This is a genomic window from Rhodococcus sp. BP22 (assembly GCF_014281965.1).
GTDB lineage: Bacteria > Actinomycetota > Actinomycetes > Mycobacteriales > Mycobacteriaceae > Rhodococcoides.
Map to the genome: position 1 here is coordinate 433,146 of NZ_JACFTB010000005.1, position 19,710 is coordinate 452,855.

At 64.0% G+C, this 19,710-nt stretch carries 17 protein-coding genes; 12 read left to right on the plus strand and 5 right to left on the minus strand.

Annotated elements, in window-relative coordinates; all coding sequences use genetic code 11:
* The first annotated feature begins 35 nt into the window (after nt 1–35).
* Nucleotides 36–1,313, plus strand: coding sequence for a M18 family aminopeptidase (locus H2510_RS13795; protein ID WP_186628847.1), 1,278 nt, complete (start codon nt 36–38; stop codon nt 1,311–1,313).
* A gap of 78 nt (nt 1,314–1,391) precedes the next feature.
* Here the strand turns inward: H2510_RS13795 and H2510_RS20840 are convergent, their stop codons facing one another.
* Entirely contained in the window at nt 1,392–1,760 is a 369-nt protein-coding gene (locus H2510_RS20840; protein ID WP_261392917.1) for a hypothetical protein, read from the minus strand.
* 5 nt (nt 1,761–1,765) lie between these two features.
* On the opposite strand from H2510_RS20840, the gene purL reads away from it, so the two are divergent.
* From purL to purM, 6 genes are all read left to right on the plus strand, one after another.
* Entirely contained in the window at nt 1,766–4,042 is a 2,277-nt protein-coding gene (purL, locus tag H2510_RS13805; RefSeq protein ID WP_186628848.1) for a phosphoribosylformylglycinamidine synthase subunit PurL, read from the plus strand.
* Nucleotides 4,043–4,142: 100 nt separating this feature from the next.
* Nucleotides 4,143–5,849: an alpha/beta-hydrolase family protein gene (locus H2510_RS13810; protein WP_186628920.1), complete on the plus strand. Its 1,707-nt coding sequence runs from the start codon at nt 4,143–4,145 to the stop codon at nt 5,847–5,849.
* Nucleotides 5,850–5,872: 23 nt separating this feature from the next.
* Entirely contained in the window at nt 5,873–6,460 is a 588-nt protein-coding gene (locus tag H2510_RS13815) for a CPBP family intramembrane glutamic endopeptidase (RefSeq protein WP_315901371.1), read from the plus strand.
* A 4-nt stretch (nt 6,461–6,464) separates the two neighbouring features.
* Nucleotides 6,465–6,866: a sterol carrier family protein gene (locus H2510_RS13820; protein WP_186628849.1), complete on the plus strand. Its 402-nt coding sequence runs from the start codon at nt 6,465–6,467 to the stop codon at nt 6,864–6,866.
* A 103-nt stretch (nt 6,867–6,969) separates the two neighbouring features.
* Nucleotides 6,970–8,535 (plus strand): amidophosphoribosyltransferase, encoded by a 1,566-nt coding sequence (gene purF / locus H2510_RS13825; RefSeq protein ID WP_084347076.1) that lies wholly within the window; start codon nt 6,970–6,972, stop codon nt 8,533–8,535.
* 179 nt (nt 8,536–8,714) lie between these two features.
* The gene (gene purM, locus H2510_RS13830; RefSeq protein WP_084347121.1) at nt 8,715–9,815 is read left to right on the plus strand and encodes a phosphoribosylformylglycinamidine cyclo-ligase; all 1,101 of its coding nucleotides are present in this window, start codon (nt 8,715–8,717) and stop codon (nt 9,813–9,815) included.
* Nucleotides 9,816–9,904: 89 nt separating this feature from the next.
* On the opposite strand, the gene H2510_RS13835 is transcribed toward purM, so the two are convergent.
* The gene (locus tag H2510_RS13835) at nt 9,905–10,120 is read right to left on the minus strand and encodes a DUF3073 domain-containing protein (protein WP_084347077.1); all 216 of its coding nucleotides are present in this window, start codon (nt 10,118–10,120) and stop codon (nt 9,905–9,907) included.
* Nucleotides 10,121–10,376: 256 nt separating this feature from the next.
* Entirely contained in the window at nt 10,377–11,507 is a 1,131-nt protein-coding gene (locus H2510_RS13840; protein WP_222438699.1) for a folate-binding protein, read from the minus strand.
* Between the two features lie 156 nt (nt 11,508–11,663).
* Between H2510_RS13840 and H2510_RS13845 the strand changes: the two genes are divergently transcribed.
* From H2510_RS13845 to cydC, 5 genes are all read left to right on the plus strand, one after another.
* Nucleotides 11,664–12,542, plus strand: coding sequence for an aminodeoxychorismate lyase (locus tag H2510_RS13845; RefSeq protein ID WP_186628851.1), 879 nt, complete (start codon nt 11,664–11,666; stop codon nt 12,540–12,542).
* 102 nt (nt 12,543–12,644) lie between these two features.
* On the plus strand, nt 12,645–14,111 hold the full coding sequence (locus H2510_RS13850) for a cytochrome ubiquinol oxidase subunit I (protein ID WP_186628852.1): 1,467 nt from the start codon (nt 12,645–12,647) through the stop codon (nt 14,109–14,111).
* A gap of 11 nt (nt 14,112–14,122) precedes the next feature.
* The gene (gene cydB, locus H2510_RS13855; RefSeq protein ID WP_186628853.1) at nt 14,123–15,166 is read left to right on the plus strand and encodes a cytochrome d ubiquinol oxidase subunit II; all 1,044 of its coding nucleotides are present in this window, start codon (nt 14,123–14,125) and stop codon (nt 15,164–15,166) included.
* Entirely contained in the window at nt 15,163–16,836 is a 1,674-nt protein-coding gene (gene cydD, locus H2510_RS13860; protein ID WP_186628854.1) for a thiol reductant ABC exporter subunit CydD, read from the plus strand. The genes cydB and cydD overlap by 4 nt, the downstream gene beginning before the upstream one ends.
* Nucleotides 16,826–18,541, plus strand: a complete 1,716-nt coding sequence (gene cydC / locus H2510_RS13865) for a thiol reductant ABC exporter subunit CydC (RefSeq protein WP_186628855.1) — start codon at nt 16,826–16,828, stop codon at nt 18,539–18,541. The genes cydD and cydC overlap by 11 nt, the downstream gene beginning before the upstream one ends.
* Nucleotides 18,542–18,756: 215 nt before the next feature.
* Here cydC and H2510_RS13870 read toward each other — a convergent pair whose 3' ends face one another.
* Both H2510_RS13870 and H2510_RS13875 read right to left on the minus strand, forming a co-directional pair.
* Nucleotides 18,757–19,431, minus strand: coding sequence for an FABP family protein (locus H2510_RS13870; protein ID WP_186628856.1), 675 nt, complete (start codon nt 19,429–19,431; stop codon nt 18,757–18,759).
* The gene (locus tag H2510_RS13875) at nt 19,428–19,625 is read right to left on the minus strand and encodes a hypothetical protein (RefSeq protein WP_186628925.1); all 198 of its coding nucleotides are present in this window, start codon (nt 19,623–19,625) and stop codon (nt 19,428–19,430) included. Before H2510_RS13875 ends, H2510_RS13870 begins: the two co-directional genes overlap by 4 nt.
* Nucleotides 19,626–19,710 lie beyond the last annotated feature (85 nt).

Genomic DNA, 19,710 nt, shown 5'->3' on the forward strand with positions numbered 1-19,710 from the left:
ATCTGTTCGACGCCGCAGCTGACACAATGGTCCCTATGCCGTTCAGTGATTCCAATGCGACTGCCGCCGGTCTGTGCAACTTCGTCGACGTCTCGCCGTCGCCCTTCCACGTGTGCCGCACGGTGTCGGTGCAACTCGAAGAAGTCGGGTTCGTCCGGGTCGAGGAGACCGCAGCCTGGCCGACGGAGGCAGGGCGGTACTACCTGATTCGCGGCGGCTCGCTGGTGGCGTGGAGCACTGAGTCCGAGGGGCCGTTCCGTATCGTCGGCGGGCACACCGACAGCCCGAACCTGCGCGTCAAGCAAAACCCCGACCTCGAGTCGGCGGGGTGGCAGATGGTCGGTCTCGAGCCGTACGGCGGTGCCTGGCTCAACTCGTGGCTGGACCGCGACCTCGGAATCTCCGGACGGCTGAGTGTCCGAGACGGCAACGGACTGAGGGAAGTGCTCGTCAAGATCGACGAACCCATCCTCCGCGTACCGCAGTTGGCGATCCACCTGTCCGAGGATCGCAAGGGCGTCACCCTCGATCCGCAGCGTCACGTCAACGCTGTTTGGGGACTGGGTAATTCACCCCGATCGTTCCTGGGATACGTCGCCGAGCGCGAAGGAGTGGATCCGTCTGCGGTGCTCGGCTGGGAACTCATGACGCACGACCTGGCGCCGAGCGCAGTCGTCGGTGTCGAGAACGAGTTGGTCAGCGCTCCGCGTCTGGACAACCAGGCGACGTGCCACGCCGGAACGCAGGCTTTGATTGCGGCAGTGGAGAACCCGACCACCGCGACTCCGGTGCTGGCCCTCTTCGATCACGAGGAGGTCGGCAGCATGTCCGATCGCGGCGCCTTCTCCGATCTGCTCAACACAGTGTTGGAGCGAATCGTGCTCGGGCGCGGCGGGGGACGCGAGGAGTTCCTGCGAACGATGGCCGCTTCCATCTGTGCCTCAGGCGATATGGCGCACGCTACGCACCCGAACTACCCGGATCGACACGAGCCCGCGCACCGCATCGAACTCGGCGGCGGACCGGTATTGAAGGTCAACCAGAACCTTCGGTACGCAACCGATTCCGTGGGCGCCGGGGTCTTCGCGTTGGCCTGCGATCAGGCTGGGGTCCCGCTGCAGCGCTACGTCCACCGCGCCGACCTGCCGTGCGGGTCCACGATCGGGCCGATCACCGCCTCGCGCACAGGCGTGTCCACCGTCGACGTCGGGGCGCCGCAGTTGGCGATGCACTCGGCGCGCGAGTTGATGGGAGCGTCCGACGTCTCCGCCTACGCCGCCGCGCTCGCCGCGTTTCTCGCCCCGGCTCGGTAAGCGCGCACCCTTATTCCGAAGTAGACCCCTGACTTGTTCGGCTAGCGCGGGGGTGCGCTTACGAAAAAGGGTGCGCGCTTACAGGCGCACGCACTCCTCGACCGCGAGCCGCTCCCCGCCGGATTGAATTTCGTGCACAGGATGCTCGCCGGGCTCTGACCGCCATCCGGACCACACCCGCGCCCGACCCTGACCGGCTATGGAGTCGATCACTCTCGCGCAGAAGCACGCGACGGCCTTGCGGGGGATATCCACACCCTTGACCACCAGCTGGGGCGTCAGGACGCGCAAGTCGTCCAGATCGTTCTCGGTGAGCGGTATGCCCCCGGGTCGTGCTCGTACGCTGATTTCGGCCTGGCTCGCTACCGGGGGAGGGACGAGGATTCGGGCATGTCGCCCCCGCCCGATAGACTTCAGCTGGCATTTCGCTCCAAGAAGGGACCCCACTCCTCGTGTCCGTCGATACAGTGACAACCGCAGCCGCCACACCCGATGTAGAGCAGCCGTACAAAGAGCTCGGACTCAAGGAAGACGAGTACGTCCGAATCAAGGAAATACTCGGCCGTCGCCCCACCGATGCCGAGCTTGCGATGTACTCGGTCATGTGGAGCGAGCACTGCTCTTACAAGTCCTCCAAGGTGCACCTGAAGTACTTCGGGGAGACCACCACGGACGAGATGCGCACCTCGATGCTCGCGGGCATCGGCGAGAATGCAGGCGTCGTCGACGTCGGTGACGGCTGGGCCGTCACGTTCAAGGTCGAGAGCCACAACCACCCGTCGTACGTCGAGCCCTATCAGGGCGCCGCGACAGGCGTGGGCGGCATCGTCCGCGACATCATGGCCATGGGTGCGCGTCCCATCGCCGTCATGGATCAACTGCGCTTCGGTGCCGCTGATGCACCGGACACTCGTCGCGTGCTGAGCGGCATCGTCTCGGGAGTCGGTGGATACGGAAACTCCCTCGGCCTCCCCAACATCGGCGGAGAGACGGTGTTCGACGCCTCCTACGCCGGTAACCCGCTGCTCAATGCTCTGTGTGCCGGTGTCATGCGGGTAGAGGACATGCATCTCGCGTTCGCGTCGGGACTGGGCAACAAGATCATTCTGTTCGGCGCTCGTACCGGTCTCGACGGCATCGGCGGCGTCTCCGTTCTCGCCTCGGAGACCTTCGACGGCGACGAGACCGACGGCAAGCGCAAGAAGCTTCCGGCGGTTCAGGTAGGCGACCCGTTCGCCGAGAAGGTCCTCATCGAGGCGTGCTTGGAACTGTATGCAGGCAAGCTCGTCGTTGGCATCCAGGATCTCGGCGGTGCCGGATTGTCTTGTGCCACTTCTGAACTCGCGTCCGCCGGTAGTGGGGGAATGTCCATCGAGCTGGAGAAGGTGCCGATGCGCGCCACCGGCATGACCCCTGCCGAGGTGCTTTCGAGCGAGTCGCAGGAGCGCATGTGCGCCGTCGTGACTCCGGACAACGTCGATGCGTTCATGGCGGTCTGCAAGAAGTGGGATGTGTTGGCCACTGTCATCGGCGAGGTCACCGACGGCGACCACCTCGAGATCACCTGGCATGGCGAGACCGTCGTCGATGTTCCGCCGAAGACGGTCGCCCACGATGGCCCGGTCTACAACCGTCCGGTGCAGCGTCCAGCGCATCAGGACGCACTGATCGCGAACACGACTGCATCGCTGAAGCGTCCGGAAACGCCGGACGAGTTGAAGGCAACGCTGCTGAAGATGATTGCCTCGCCGCAGCTCTGCAGCCGTAAGTTCATCACCGAGCAGTACGACCGCTACGTTCGCGGCAACACCGTGCTGGCCGAGAACGCCGATTCCGGAATGATCCGCATCGACGAGAAGACCGGTCGCGGTATCGCACTCGCTACCGATGCGTCGGGCCGCTACACCGCGCTCGATCCGTATCAGGGTGCTCAGCTGGCCCTTGCCGAGGCATTTCGCAACGTCGCCGTCACCGGTGCGACTCCCAAGGCCGTCACCAACTGCCTCAACTTCGGATCCCCCGAAGACCCGGGCGTCATGTGGCAGTTCCAGCAGGCCGTCCGCGGTCTCGCCGACGGCTGTGTCACTCTCGGCATCCCCGTCACCGGCGGAAATGTCAGCTTCTACAACCAGACCGGCTCCGAGCCGATCCTGCCGACGCCCGTGGTGGGCGTCCTCGGCGTGATCGACGACGTGCACCGACGCATCCCGACGGGCCTGGGTCTCGAGCCCGGCGAAACGTTGATCCTGCTCGGTGAGACACACGACGAGCTGGACGGTTCCATCTGGTCGCAGGTCGAGCACGATCATCTCGGTGGCGTTCCGCCGAAGGTCGATCTCGCGCGGGAGCAGTTGCTGGCGGACATCCTCCTCGCCGGTTCGCGCGACGGCATGGTCACCGCCGCCCACGATCTGTCCGAGGGGGGACTGGCTCAGGCCGTCGTAGAGGCAGCTTTGGCCGGCGAAACCGGATGCCGCATTCTGCTCCCCGAGGGTGCAGATCCTTTCGTGGCACTGTTCTCGGAGTCTTCGGGTCGCGTTCTCGTTGCGGTCCCACGTACCGAGGAGACGCGCTTTTCCAACATGTGTACCGCTCGTCAGCTGCCGTGGACGCGCATCGGCGTCGTCGACGAAGGCTCCGACGAGATCGAGGTTCAGGGTCAGTTCTCGGTTCCGATGACCGAGCTGCGGGAAGTATTCGAGGGCACTCTTCCGCGACTCTTCGGGTAGGGCCGTGACGCGGGGCGAGGTATCGGAGGATGCGGCGGAGGTCGTGAGCACAGTCGAGCGTGAACATGCTCACTACCTCGGTATCCCCGTCGAGTTCTCGATGCCTTCCCCGCTTGAGCATCCCTTCCTCATGTGGCTGTGGGGTCTGCCGAAGCTCGACTTCACCGGTCTCGCCTTCAGTGCGCTGTTCTTCTGCTGGTCGCTGACGCCGTCGCTTCTGCCCCGAGATTGGTTGTTCCAGGGCCTCATCGGGGGAATCAATTCGGCGATCGGTTACGGGTTCGGTGTCGCAGTCGGATGGCTGGTACTCCGCGTGTTTCTGCGGCCACGTTCGTGGTGGCCGCTGCCACCACGAGCCGAGCTGGGCCTGAAGATCTTCGTCCCGATCGCTGCAGTCCTCGCTTCGCTCGTGATGCTCGCCTACTCCGCAGGCTGGCAACGCGAACTGGCTGCACTGATGGACGCCGAGGGAACCACGACGACCGGTTACTTGCGGACCGGGGCTCTGAGTATCGCCACGGCCGCTTTGTTGATCTCGGCGATTCGGGTCCTCCGCGACTTCGTTCGACTCGTAGTCCGGCAGATCAACAAGTTGATCAAGATGCCGCGTGAGGTCGCCAACGTCATCGGCGTGGTGTTGGTCGTCGTTCTCGTCGTCACGCTCGTTCAAGGCGTGTTGCTTCGGGCGGTGTCGGACGTGACGAACTCGATCTTCAGTCTCCAGAACGACGACACTCGCGACGGCGCAATCCAGCCCACGGAGCCGGAGCGATCCGGAAGTCCACAGTCCGCCGCGTCGTGGGAATCACTCGGATTCGAAGGTCGAAACTTTGTCTCCAGCGGCATGAACGCCGGCGAGCTGACCCAAGCGCTCGGACGGAACGCCATGGAGCCGATCCGCGCATACGCCGGACTGGAATCCGCCGACAACCAGGACGAGCGGCTCGACCTCGTCGTCGACGAGCTCGAAAGAACCGGCGCCTTCCAACGTAGCGCCCTGGTCGTCGTACCCACGACGGGGACGGGCTGGGTCAATCCGACAGCCATCGAAGCAGCCGAATTGATGTTCGACGGCAACGTAGCCACGGTGGCCGCGCAATACTCCTACCTGCCGAGCTGGATTTCTTTTCTCGCCGAACGAGAAATCGCGTCTGAGGCAGGCAAGGCACTCATCGACAAGGTTCACGAGCGCTGGCTGCAAGAGCCGGAGGCCACGCGCCCCAAGTTCTACGTCTACGGCGAAAGCCTCGGCACCAATGCCGGCGAGGGTGCGTTCGACGGTTTGGCCGACATCCGTGACACGACCGACGGGGTGCTGTGGGTGGGACCGCCGAACTCCAATCGCCTCTGGAGCCAATTCGTGGATCGACGCGACCCGGGCAGCGCGGAAGTGCTCCCGGTCTACGCGGACGGTCTCGTGCTGCGCTTCGCAGACAACTCGGGAGCGATACCGCCCGCGGGTCAACCCTGGTACGGCCCGCGGGTGCTCTACGTACAGCACGCGTCGGATCCCGTCGTCTGGTGGTCGCCGGACCTGCTGTTCGAGCGGCCGGACTGGCTGTCCGAGGCGCCCGGGCCCGATCGACTGCCCGATATGCGGTGGTTCCCGATCGTCACGTTCTGGCAGGTGGCGGCAGACCTGACCAACGCCGCAGGCGTCCCGGACGGGCACGGACACAATTACGGAACGCTGGTCCTCGACGGGTGGGTCTCGATCGCAGCCCCCGATGGGTGGTCCGCTGCCGACACCGAACGTGTGCGCGCCGTAATGAACGCCTACAAGGGTAGGGACGGCCCGGAAAAGTGATCCGCGGGATTGCGCTCGGCGCCGTGACCACGAGCTGGAGCACTTCTGTCTTGCCGCGGTTGGCTTTGTCCGACCGGCACAATGCTGTCGCGAATCTCGCGTTCGGTATCGGCACGACCGTCCTCGCCCGCACGCTCGGCATCCGCCCCGCCGGGCTTCGGCGTTCGTCCTGGCGTTCCGGGCTCGCCTGGGGAACCGCGGTCGGAGCTGTCCCTGTGGTGGGCGCAGTCGTCATCGCGGCCCAACCGTCGTGGCTGGAGCGCGTGCGTCCATCCGAAAATGACCTGGCCGAGTGGATCCTGTTTCGCATTCCGTTCGGAACCGTCGTGTGCGAGGAGCTCGTTTTTCGAAGCGTGTTCGACGCAGTAGCACCCGCACTGTCGCCAATGTTCATCGGGCTGTGGCACATTCGCCCGGCACGGACAGCAGGCGATTCGGTGGTGGGCACCGTTGTCTTCACCGCGGCCGCGGGGGTCATGTTCTCGTGGCTACGGCGACGCAGCGGCAGCATCCTCGCTCCTGCGCTGATGCATCTGTCGGTCAACGTCAGTGGGGCGGTTCTGGCTGGAACCAGACTAAGCGCTGGAACCAGGCCGCTGGAACTAGGCTGAGGCGATGGCGCCGAGCAAACTCGTAACCCCCGAACAGGTACGCGACGCCGTGCTGGCCGTCGCCGACTGGACCAGAGGCAAGGACGTCGAGAAGCCCTCACGTGCCGCGCTCGCCGATGCAGTTCGGACCACCGTACGCACGCTCGCGCAGGTCGCACCGGGTTCGAGCGTGGAGGTTCGGGTTCCGCCCTTCGTGGCGGTGCAGTGCATCGCCGGCCCGCGGCACACCCGCGGCACGCCGCCGAACGTCGTCGAGACGGATCCGTACACCTGGTTGCAGATAGCGACAGGGGTCCGCACCTTCGACGATGCGCTGAAAGATGGATCCATCACAGCCTCCGGCAGTCGGGCGGGTGACGTCGCACACTGGTTGCCGATCATGCGGCTGCCGATCCTGCGGGAATAAGCCTCCCGAGGGAATGCTGAGCACGTACGATGCGTTGGCTCTTGCCGTGGGCCCGTAGACTGGTCTCACCCCCCGCCCTCGTCCCCATTAGGGAGCAGTGCCAGTGACCAACGCCGAGTTGTCGGTCGACAGTCCGAATCTTTTGGTAGGAAAACCGCTGGACGTACCCGAAAGTGAGCCGCGAGAAGAGTGCGGCGTCTTCGGTGTATGGGCTCCAGGCGAGGATGTGGCAAAACTTACCTATTACGGGCTGTATGCGTTGCAACACAGAGGCCAGGAGGCTGCGGGTATCGCCGTCTCCGACGGCGCACAGGTGCTGGTCTTCAAAGACCTAGGACTCGTCAGCCAGGTATTCGACGAGCAGACCCTCGGCGCCATGCCGGGGCACGTCGCCATCGGACACTGCCGCTACTCCACGAGCGGTTCGGTCATCTGGGAGAACGCGCAGCCCATTTTCCGTACGACCACTGCCGGAACGGGCATCGCGCTCGGCCACAACGGAAACCTGGTCAACTTCGCCGAACTTGCCACCAGAGCTCGCGATGCAGGTCTCATCAGCGACCGACTCCAGGGCAACGGGACGTCGGATTCCGACGTCGTGACAGCCCTGCTGGCCCACAAGGCCGCCGATCGCACCATCGAGCAGGCTGCGATGGAACTGTTGCCGACGCTCGAGGGTGCCTTCTGCCTCACCTTCATGGACGAGCACACGCTGTACGCCGCGCGTGATCCGCATGGCGTACGACCGCTGTCGTTGGGGCGGCTCGATCGGGGTTGGGTCGTAGCCAGTGAAACGGCTGCACTCGATATCGTCGGTGCCGCGTTTGTACGCGACATCGAGCCCGGTGAACTGCTCGCCATCGACGCCGATGGTGTTCGATCCTCACGTTTCGCCTCCCCTGAGCCCAAGGGCTGCGTGTTCGAATACGTGTACCTGGCCCGTCCCGACAGCGTCATCGGCGGCCGATCCGTGCACTCCACTCGGGTCGAGATCGGTCGACGGCTCGCGAAGGAACACCCCGCCGAGGGTGATCTGGTCATTCCGGTTCCAGAGAGCGGCACTCCGGCAGCGGTCGGGTTTGCACAGGGCTCGGGCATTCCGTACGGCCAGGGACTGATGAAGAACGCCTACGTCGGGCGAACGTTCATCCAGCCGTCGCAGACCATTCGTCAGCTCGGTATTCGGCTCAAGCTCAATCCGCTCAAGGAAGTCATTCGCGGTAAGCGTCTGATCGTGGTCGACGACTCGATCGTGCGCGGCAACACGCAACGCGCCCTCATCCGAATGCTGCGCGAGGCGGGCGCACTCGAGATCCACGTGCGGATCGCGTCGCCGCCCGTTCGCTGGCCATGCTTCTACGGCATCGACTTCGCCTCACCGGCAGAGCTGATCGCCAACGGCGTCGATTCCGGGGACGGAATCCTGGAAGGTGTGCGTCAGGCCATCGGTGCCGACTCCCTCGGTTACATCTCGATAGAGGGGATGGTTGCGGCATCGGAGCAGCCCGAATCAAGGCTCTGTACTGCATGTTTCACGGGCGAGTACCCGATTGCCCTTCCTCCGGACAATGCTCTCGGCAAGCATGTGCTCGAAGGCATGCTTGCAACGGCCGCCGGCCAACAGACCGAGACGGACAACGCCAACGCGAGCGCGCTGAGCAGACCGTAGTCTCGTGTGAGCTTCTGCCTCGTGTGATCGTCGTTACGTCCTATTCGGCGATGTCGACGTCACAACCAGTCGACTAGGTCTGTCGTGTTCCCGGACGATTGCTCGCTCCGGTACCGTGAGAGCGCACTATGCGCACCACGCGCGAAGACAAACAGTACGAGCACACAGGCTGGAGCCGCATGACCGAGGAAACCCGACCACCGAGCGCAACCTCCTCTGGTGGTGCTTCCTACGCCTCGGCAGGCGTCGACATCGCCGCAGGGGACCGAGCGGTCGAACTGTTCGCCCCCCTCGCCAAGAAGGCGAGTCGACCCGAGGTCATGGGCGGTCTTGGCGGATTCGCCGGACTGTTCGCGCTCAAGAGCGACTACCGGGAGCCGATTCTCGCCGCCTCGACAGACGGGGTAGGCACCAAGGTCGCCGTCGCGCAGGCGATGGGCAAGCACGACACCCTCGGATTGGATCTCGTGGCGATGGTCGTCGACGACTTGGTCGTTTGCGGAGCTGAGCCGCTGTTCCTGCAGGATTACATCGCCGTCGGCCGCGTAGTGCCGGAAATGGTCGCTGAGCTCGTCAAGGGCATTGCAGACGGCTGTGTCATTGCGGGCTGTGCGCTTCTCGGAGGCGAGACGGCCGAGCATCCAGGTCTGATGGCAGACGGAGACTACGACCTGTCGGCAACCGGGGTAGGCGTGGTCGAAGCCGATTCGGTTCTGGGCCCCGATCGAGTGCGCCCCGGCGACGTCGTGATCGGAATGGGATCCTCGGGTCTGCACTCCAACGGGTACTCCCTCGCGCGCAAGGTTCTGCTCGAGATCAACCACATGGACCTCGGCGGTCACGTCGAAGAGTTCGGCCGCACTCTCGGTGAGGAGCTGCTCGAGCCCACCAAGATCTATGCCAAGGACTGCCTGGCGTTGGCTGCCGAGACCGAGGTGCGGACGTTCTGTCACGTCACCGGCGGCGGGTTGGCGAACAACCTGGGACGCGTCATGCCCGCAGGGCTCGTAGCCGAACTGGACCGTGGAACGTGGAGTCCGGCACCGGTGTTCTCACTGATCGCTCAGCGTGGACGCGTCGAACGCAGCGAGATGGAGCAGACGTTCAATATGGGGGTCGGCATGGTCGCCATCGTGGCGCCCGAGGACGTGGACCGTGCACTCGCTGTCCTGACTGCACGACACATCGAATGCTGGACTCTGGGAACGGTCAAGAAGTCGACGGACAGTACGGTCGCAACCGAGCGCGCCGTACTGCTGGGAAATCACCCACGCTTCTGAGCGCCAAGCGACCTATGACAACTGCAGGGAATCTATACAACTGAGGGGGAGCCGCAGTGCGGCTCCCCCTCAGTTGTATAGATCGCAGGTCAGCGTCGCCAGTCCTCGTATTCATCCTCTTCGACGCGGGTGTAGCTTTCCGCGTCCGAGGAGGATATGCCGCCCGAGGTAATGCCGCCACGGTGGGACTTGGACGAACCGCCGGAGAGTTCTCTTTGTAAACTCTCCAAGTCCGTTGTTGGAGAGCTGTACTTGAGCTCACGAGCGACCTTTGTCTGCTTTGCCTTAGCCCTGCCTCGGCCCATGGCGTTGCCCCCTCGCGGACTTGCGGGGCGGCCTGGGGAAATTTGGGCGCCCCGTTGGTTTTGGTATTTCTTCCTGGACCACACTCTAGCGCGAGAACGGCCCAGATGCTCATACGCCTCCGGGTAGCGTTATTCCTGCTTATATGTATGGCCGGTCAAGAGGTGCCGGTCAGGGCTGCTGGCCTGCGGCAATGCCCGTAGCGTCGGTAAAGAGTCACGAAGACGCATCGCGACGCAAAATTGGCCTGTCTTGCGATTACCTCCCGCGGAGCCGATCGATTGCTGCACGGCCCGCCTGAACGTCGTCGTAGTTCGGAATCGAATCCGGGTCGATCGACGCAGCACACGGACCGACTACCAACTCGGTGCCGGCAGGAATGGTTCGCTTGATCAGAGCCAACGCGATGGGACCGAGTTCGAAGTGATCGACGACGGTGCCGAGCCGGCCGACGGTCCGACCTCCGGCCGTCACCGGATCCCCCGTTTCGGGCCTGCCGTCGGCAGAACCGTCGAGATGAAGAAGAACCAGATGGCGGGGTGGTCGACCCAGGTTGTGCACGCGCGCGACGGTCTCCTGCCCGCGGTAGCAACCCTTGCTCAGATGCACGGCGCCGAGTTCGGCAACTCCGCCGATCCAACGGACCTCGTGGGGGATGGTCTTCTCGTCGGTGTCGACACCGACACGGGGTCGAATCGACTCCACCCGCAGCGCCTCGTATGTCCAGGTACCGGCGGGGGTCGCGCCCTGCTCGCGCAACTTCTTGAACCACGCGGTCAGCGACGTGCGCGGGACGAGTAGGTCGTATGCGTTCTGGCCGGGCCACGGCATCCGCCGGATGAACCCGCCACCTTCGAGGGGGAGTGCGGCATAGAAGTCTTCGGGGGTCGGCGCACCGGCAGCCTCGAGGACTCGATGCGCGTCCGAGCCGAGCACGCTCAAGACCGCGAGTTCGTGGCCTTCCCGAGGCTCGGCTTTGGACCAGAACACCATCTTCTTCAGGAACGCGAGGAGATCGGGCCCGTTGGCGGCCTCGGTGTCGATCCACGTGATGCCGTCGAGATCGGTCTGTACGAAGTGATGCTCGACGCGTCCGTTGATGTCCAGACTCAGGTTCTCTGCCGACATGCCGTCGGGCAGGTTCTGAACCTGTTGGCTGGAAATCGTATCGAGCCAGGTCAGGCGCTCGTCTCCACTGATCGCTATGACGAAGCGGTTGGAGCGGTCGATGACTGCCGCAGCAGATGTCGCGTCTCGTTGCTCACCGAAGGGGTTGCCGTAGTGCCAGGCCACGGCATGGTCTGCAGAGTCTTCGGGCGAAGGCACAGCGCCGGGGAGGGTGAGAAGTGGGCTCGGGTCGATCGGGGCGGTATCGGACACGTCTCCCATAGTAGGAGCACCAGGCAGGAGCGCAGCCTGCGGAGCGACCCGATCAGGCAGGAGCGCAGCCTGCGGAGCGACCCGATCAGGCGGGAGCGCAGCCTGCGGAGCGACCCGATCAGGCAGGAGCGCAGCCTGGGGAGCGACCCCACTAAGGTGGGCGCCATGTCCGACCGCGTAGTAGTGACCCTCGATGGGCAAGTTCACGACGCAGACCAACCGCTTCTGTGTGCCGACGACCTTGCGGCAGTTCGGGGTGACGGAATTTTCGAGACGCTTCTGATTCGGGACGGAGCGGCGTGTGGGGTGGAGAGGCACCTCAGGCGACTGGCTTCCTCGGCGAGAGCGCTCGATCTGCCTGAGCCCGACTTGGATGACTGGAGGTTGGTCATCGGCCTTGCGGTGGACGAGTGGGAGCGCAAGACGCGGAGCGAGGGTGCGCTGCGGGTGGTGTTGAGTCGCGGCAGGGAGAGCGGCGGCGGCCCGACGGGTTATGCGACCGTGGGTCCACTGCACGAACGGGTTGCCAAGGCCCGTGCCGAAGGGGTGTCGGCTATCACTCTCGGTCGTGGGTACTCGGTGGATTTTGCCGCGGCGGCGCCGTGGCAGTTGATGGGGGCCAAGACGCTGTCGTATGCGACCAACATGGCCGCGTTGCGGTATGCCGCCCAGCAGGGTGCCGACGAGGTGATTTACACCAGCAACGAGGGGCAGGTCCTCGAGGGGCCGCGGTCCACGGTGGTCATCTCCCGCGGTAAGACACTGATCACACCGCCGGTCGAGCACGGGATCCTGGCGGGTACCACTGTCGACGCTTTGTTCGACGTCGCGACCGCAAAGGGATACACCTGCGAGAGGTCGAACATCTTTCCCGCGGATCTGATTGCTGCAGAGGGTGTTTGGTTGATCTCGAGTATCACGCTCGCGGCGCGTGTCGTCACCCTGAACGGGGTCACGCTGGGCACTCCTGACAACGCCGACGACATCCGTTCGATGGTCGATTTCGCGATCGAACGTGGGGAGGGTGACACTGTCGACGCTTGAGCTACTACTTCGCGTAGTAGTAATCTAGGATTCGCTGCAACAAGCCCGCGTGAGCGGTAACTTCAGTTACCTGCCCCGGGGGGCGGGAGAGTCGGAGTCGTCATGGATACCCTGGACATTTCGAGGTGGCAATTCGGTATCACCACCGTCTACCACTTCATTCTCGTTCCGCTGACGATCGGTCTTGCCCCGATCATCGCGGCGATGCAGACGATGTGGGTGATCACCAAGAAGGACTCCTGGTATCGACTCACCAAGTTCTTCGGAAAGCTTTTCCTCATCAACTTCGCGCTCGGTGTCGCAACCGGCATCGTTCAGGAGTTCCAGTTCGGCATGAACTGGAGCGAGTACTCCCGCTTCGTCGGTGACGTCTTCGGTGCACCGCTCGCGCTGGAAGGGCTCGTCGCGTTCTTCCTCGAGTCGACCTTCCTCGGACTGTGGATATTCGGATGGGGCCGGCTGCCCAAACTTGTTCACCTGGCCACGATTTGGCTCGTCGCTATCGGTGTCAACGCCTCCGCCTTCTTCATCATCGCCGCCAACTCGTTCATGCAACATCCAGTCGGTGCGATCTACAACGAAGAGACCGGTCGCGCGGAACTGACGAGTATCTGGGAACTGCTCACCAACAACACCGCCCTCGCTGCATTTCCGCACGCCGTCGCCGGTGCATTCCTGACGGCCGGAACGTTCGTCGCCGGGATCTCGGGCTGGTGGATGGTCCGCGAGGCACGCAAGGGTCGCGACACCAACTCGCGGAGCATGTTCCGACCGGCCGCTCGAATGTCCTTCGTGGTCATGATCCTGTCCGGCATCGCGCTGATCTACACCGGTGACGTCCAGGGCAAGCTCATGTTCGAGCAGCAACCCATGAAGATGGCCTCGGCAGAATCGCTCTGCCACACCGAAACCGATCCGGACTTCTCGATCCTGACTGTAGGCACTCACAACAACTGCGACGGCGTAACCCACGTTCTCGAAGTGCCGTTCGTGCTGCCCTACCTTGCCGAGGGGCAGTTCTCCGGAGTCACCCTTCAGGGCGTCGAAGACCTGCAACTTCAGTACGAACAGCAATTCGGACCGGGCAACTACCGACCCAACCTGTTCGTCACCTACTGGGCATTCCGCGCGATGATCGGCCTGGCCGCGGGCTCGGCACTGCTCGCGATCGCCGGACTCTGGGTGACCAGAGGTGGACGCGTCCCGAACCAGCGCTGGTTCTCCTGGCTGAGCCTCGCCGCGATCCCGACGCCTTTCCTGGCCAACAGTGCCGGCTGGATCTTCACCGAAATGGGACGTCAGCCGTGGGTTGTCGCTCCCAACCCGACCGGTGTCGATCGAATCAGACTCACTGTCGATCAGGGAGTGTCCGATCACCCGGCTTCCCTCGTCGTTGCCTCGCTGGTGACGTTCACGGTGGTCTACGCAGCTCTTGGCGTCGTGTGGTACTACCTCCTCCACAAATATGTAGTCGAAGGCCCGCTCGAACACGATCAGCACCCGCCGGGTAGCGATCAGGACGATCCGACGGATGACGACGCTCCGCAACAACTCTCGTTCGCGTACTGAGGGGAACGGTCATGGGACTTCAAGAATTCTGGTTCATAGCGATCGCAGTGTTGTTCGTCGGCTACTTCGTCCTCGAAGGGTTCGACTTCGGTGTCGGCATGCTGATTCCGGTCTTCGGACGGGCATCGGATCCGCAGGTCGGAGAACGCAGGCGTCGCGCAGTGCTCAACACCATCGGCCCGGTGTGGGATGGCAACGAAGTGTGGCTGATCACCGCCGGAGGTGCACTGTTCGCGGCATTCCCGGAGTGGTACGCAACCCTGTTCTCCGGGTTCTACATACCGCTGCTGTTGATTCTCGTCGCGCTCATCCTGCGTATCTGCGCCATCGAGTACCGCGGCAAAATCGACGACCCGGTGTGGCGACGTCGCTGTGATCTCGGCATCGGCATCGGCTCGTGGATTCCGGCCGTGCTGTGGGGCGTCGCGTTCGCCAACATCGTGCGCGGAGTGGCAATCGACGAGAACAAGAAGGTGACCGCCGGGTTCTTCGACCTGCTCTCCCCGTATGCCCTGCTCGGCGGCGCCACGATGGCGCTGGTGTTCGCGCTGCACGGAGCGGTGTTCATCGCGCTCAAGACTTCCGATGACGTGCACGAGGACGCGGTCAAAATGGCGGTACGACTATCGGTTCCGGCTGTCGTGGTCGGCGGCGCCTTCGCGCTGTGGACCCAACTCGCCTACGGAACGGGGTGGACGTGGATCATGGTCGCGATCGCCGCTATCGCGCTGATCGCCGTTGTCGCTCTCACCGCCAAGGTGCGCGAGGGCTGGGCATTCGTGTTCACCACGATCGCCGTCATCGCCGTCGTCGTACTGCTGTTCGGATCACTGTTCCCCGACGTGATGCCGTCCACGACGGATCCCGCGTTCAGCTTGACCATCGAGAACGCGTCGTCGAGCCCGTACACGCTCAAGGTGATGACCTGGGCAGCTGCATTCACGGCACCGGTCGTCATCGGCTATCAGGCGTGGACGTACTGGGTGTTCCGCCAGCGCATCTCCACCGCGCACATCCCCGACTCGATCGGATTGCCGCTCGGTCGCAAGTCATGACAGTCACCGCCGCGCCGCGCCGGGGACCGATCGACCCCCGGTTGTGGCGGTACTCGCGATCGGCGCGGCGGTATCTGCTGTTGACAGTGCTTCTTTCGCTCGTCGATACCGCGGCGATCATCGTCTCCGCGGTCATGACAGGCACAGTGCTCGCGGGTGTCATCACCGATCCCGCAGCACGATCGATCTCGAACTGGTCCGGGCAGTTGGCAGTTCTTGCCGGAGCCATCGTGGTCAGAACTACCTCGACATGGCTGCAATCGCGCTATGCGCATCGTGCGGCCTCGCGCGTGGTCGAAGAACTCGAGAACGACGTCCTCGCCGCCGCGTCGAACAGTGATCCGCGTCGACTCGATTCCGAGCGCGAAGGCGTTGCCACGGTCGTGACCAGGGCTTTGGGCGGTCTCGCGCCTTATCTCACCGGCTACGTGCCGGCGTTGATCCTGGCAGGAACGCTGACGCCACTGACGCTCGTGGTCATCCTGACCGAGGATCTGACATCGGCAGCGATCATCTTTTTCACGCTTCCGCTGATTCCGATCTTCATGATCCTGATCGGCCTGCTGACCAAGGGGAAGGCAGAGGCGACGCTCGAATCGATGACGCGACTCTCTGCCCAACTGCTCGACCTCCTCGCCGGACTTCCGACGCTCCGGGCACTGGGCCGTGAACACGGGCCTGCAGCGCGGGTCCGGGCACTCGGCGAGGCACATCGCCGCGCGACCATGCGTGCACTGAAGATCGCGTTTCTGTCCTCGATGGTTCTCGAACTGCTTGCCACTCTGTGTGTCGCTCTCGTCGCCGTGAGCATCGGACTCCGACTGGTCTTCGGGGACATGGCTCTCGAGGCCGGCATCATCGCGCTGGTACTCGCACCCGAGGTGTACGTTCCGCTACGCCGGGTCGGGGCGCAATTCCACGCCGCCGAGGACGGCGTCGCCGCGTCGGAGAAGGCGTTTGGCGTGCTGGACGATCGCCCGACGGAGAGGGCTGGAACGCGTTCGATTCAAGCCCGTGGTGCACGGCTCGAGCTGGCTTCGATTTCTGTCGATGCCCGTGGCGGCAGCGCCCCACACCGACTCGACGCCGTATTCGAACCCGGCACCGTGACAGTGCTGGCCGGTGCGAACGGGGCAGGAAAGTCGACGGCGCTGAGTGTGATTCTCGCGTTGACTGCGCCCGACGAGGGCACGGTCACGGTCGGCGGAACAGACTTGGCCGACGTCGATGTGCATTCCTGGTGGCGTCAGATCGCATGGCTCCCACAGCGACCCGTCCTTCTTCCCGGCACCCTGGAGAGCAACCTCCTGCTCACCGGGACACGGCCCGATCCCCAGGAACTCGACAGTATCTGCGCAGCAACAGGTTTCGATCAGGTTCTGGCAGAGCTACCGCTCGGATGGCAGACCGTCGTCGGTACCGGAGGTGTCGGGCTCTCCCTCGGTCAGCGCCAACGCCTCGCGCTGACACGAGTCCTGACCTCCTCGGCCCCGGTGCTTCTGTTGGACGAACCCACGGCCCACCTCGACGCGACACACGAAGCGACAGTGCTGAAAACCATTCGTCGCCTCGCCGACGAGGGCAGAACTGTCGTAGTGGTCGGTCACCGTCGTTCGGTTCTCATCAGTGCCGACACGATCATCGAAGTGCAGGCACGCCATGCTCGTTGACCTTCGGCGCGCTCTCGAACTTCTCGAACTTCGCCCGTCCCGAGTCGTCATGTCCGTGGCGGCAGGGGTCGCGACCTTGGGCAGCGCACTGACCCTTGCGGCAGTGTCGGCCTGGCTCATCACCCGCGCTTGGCAGATGCCACCGGTGTTGGATCTGACGGTCGCCGTCGTCGCTGTTCGAGCACTGGGCATTTCGCGCGGCGTATTCCGATACCTGGAACGCCTGGCTACCCACGACACCGCCCTGCGCGGAACGACGTCGGCGAGAACTCGCCTCTACGAACGGCTCGCCGCAGGCAACCCGGCTGCAGCAGCGGGATTGCGTCGCGGCGATCTGATGTCGCGCACCGGCAACGACGTCGACGTGCTCGGTGACGTCGTGGTGCGAGCGATCGTGCCGATCTGCGTATCGGTAGTTCTGGCGATTGCAGCTGTCGTCGTGTTGGCGTTCGTCTCGCCGGCTGCGGCACTGATTTTGTTGCTGGCTCTCGTGGTCGCCGGGGTACTCGCGCCCTACTGGGCGGCGAGATCTTCCGTCATCGCCGAGTCCGAGGGCATTTCGGCCCGTGCGGAGTTCAGCGAAACCGCCGTCCGCGCCCTCGATCACGCCGGGGAATTGCGGGTCGCCGGACGATTGGACGAGACCCTTCGGGATGCTGCCGAAGCCAACCGTGCTTCGGTGAAGGCCCGCGATCGAGCGGCACTGCCTGCAGCCTTCGCCGACGCGGCATTACCTCTCTCCATCGGTGCGGCGGTGCTGGGCTCCCTGCTGGTCGGTATCTCGTTGTACGGCAGCACGGGTGGAACAGCTGGTGGTATGACACCGATGGCGTTGGCGATCATCGTGCTCGTGCCGCTTTCCGCCTTCGAGGCGACCTCTGCGCTGCCTGGAGCCGCCATTGCACTCACGAGAGCACGCATTTCGGCGTCACGCATCGTGGAACTGCTGGACGCTGCGGACGAGGCCGCTCCGCAGACAGTGAATGATCTGGACTCGCTCACCGACCGTGTCTCTGCGAAAAACTTGCGGTGCGGCTGGCCGGGGTCATCCTCGACTACGGTGCCGGTCGATCTCGATGTCGGTCCCGGAGCGAGGGTAGCGATCGTCGGCCCCAGCGGCATCGGCAAGAGCACCCTCTTGATGACGATCGCGGGACTGCTGCCACCGATCAGCGGAACCGTCGAGGGCTCCGGCGCCCGTTTCTTCGCCGAAGATGCACACTTGTTCGACACCTCGATTCTCGAAAACCTGAGGGTGGCACGAGGCGACGTGCAGCCGGACGAGGCGGTCGAGGCGCTCGACCGAGTCGGCCTCGGCGCTTGGATCTCTTCCCTCCCGGACGGCATCGACACGACCCTCGTCGGCGGTGCGCAGGCGGTGTCCGGAGGTCAGCGTCGACGCATTCTGCTGGCTCGTGCGCTGTTGTCCGACGCGCCGATTCTGCTGCTGGACGAACCGACCGAACACCTCGACGACGACGGGGGAGCGCAGCTGTTGCGACGGCTCCTCGATCGCTCCGACGGTATCGTCGACGGGAATCGTGCGGTCGTGGTGGTAACGCATCAGCTTCCGGAGGACAACCATGCTGACCTGGTCTTGGACCTCGGCTTTTCCGGCGGAAATATTCCTTTGCCGACTTCGGAATCGCGGCGTACTTTGTTGAGTACACGGGAGAGGAGGTGGTCTGACGTTGAAGAACTCTAGGACGCGTGAGGTGGCTGTCAGCTAGCCGCAACCGCTGACGGATTCACTTTTCGAAGACCGCGTGAGCGGCAAGCGAATCCAAGGCAGCTACCCGGCCCCCGAGCCCTCGGTCTTATCCGGCCGAGACCTGAAAGCAGGTATGGCTCGGGGGCCGTTCGCGTGCGCCGGGGACCACTGTGTCGGGACAGATGAGGTGCTCCGGACCGATGAGGGTCTCAGCCGATATAGCGGACGAGGCGAGCGGAGAGCCGTGGTGCCAGCTCGCCGTCGGCGTCGACACGTTCCTCGACGTACGCGAGGTCGGCACCATCGACGATGCCGTAGAGCCGCTTGGCGCCACCGACGAGGGCGCCCGAAGTGGACCGGATGACGACATCGGTCGCGAGTTCCCACGAAGTCTGATTGAGCGCGTGCCCGTAATAGAGTTCGACGACGCCGGTGCTGTGCGTCAGCAGAAACTCGATGACCTCAGGCGTCTCGCTACCCTTGACGTCATCGCCGGTGATCCGCCAGAAGCCGGTTTCGCGAAGGTCGGGATGCGCGTAGTTTCCGTCGGAGTCAAGGCGCCACGAGCGAGATTCCCAGCTGAGGTAGGCACCGCCGTCGTGTGAGACGACAATTTGCTGCCCGAACGGGTACTCCTGTCCCGACTCGGGATCGCGACCCTCGCCTTCGCCGCGCCAAACGCCGACCAACGGAAGCAGCGCAAGCATCGCTGGATTCAGTTCGGGTCCCAGGCGAAGGTTGGCGGTGTCTTCAGGGTGCGGAAGATCCGGCAACGTCGGAATGTTGCGTGCCGACGCCGCCGCAAACTTCTCGGCAGCTTCGGCGATCGCATCATTGGCGGACCGTGTGGTCTCGCCAGACCCGTCGGCTGGGCGCTCGGTCACGATTCTTCAGTGACCAAGCGGTAGACGACGTAGAGCGAGAACGCGATGATGGCTACTGCAGCCAGTGCCAGCAGAAGCTCGAAGAAGATGACCACGACGCCGAGTTTAGACCCACCCGATTCACTGCGCAGAATCGCGGTGGGGACAACGCCGAAGTCGATAGTGCCATCTCCCAGAATCCCGGCCCCTGACATCGGGGTTTCACACTCAGTAGCAAACGATGGGGGCTGGGCGCGGTACCTTCTCCAGTGTGGTGTCGGGCGGTCTGCGCCCGACATC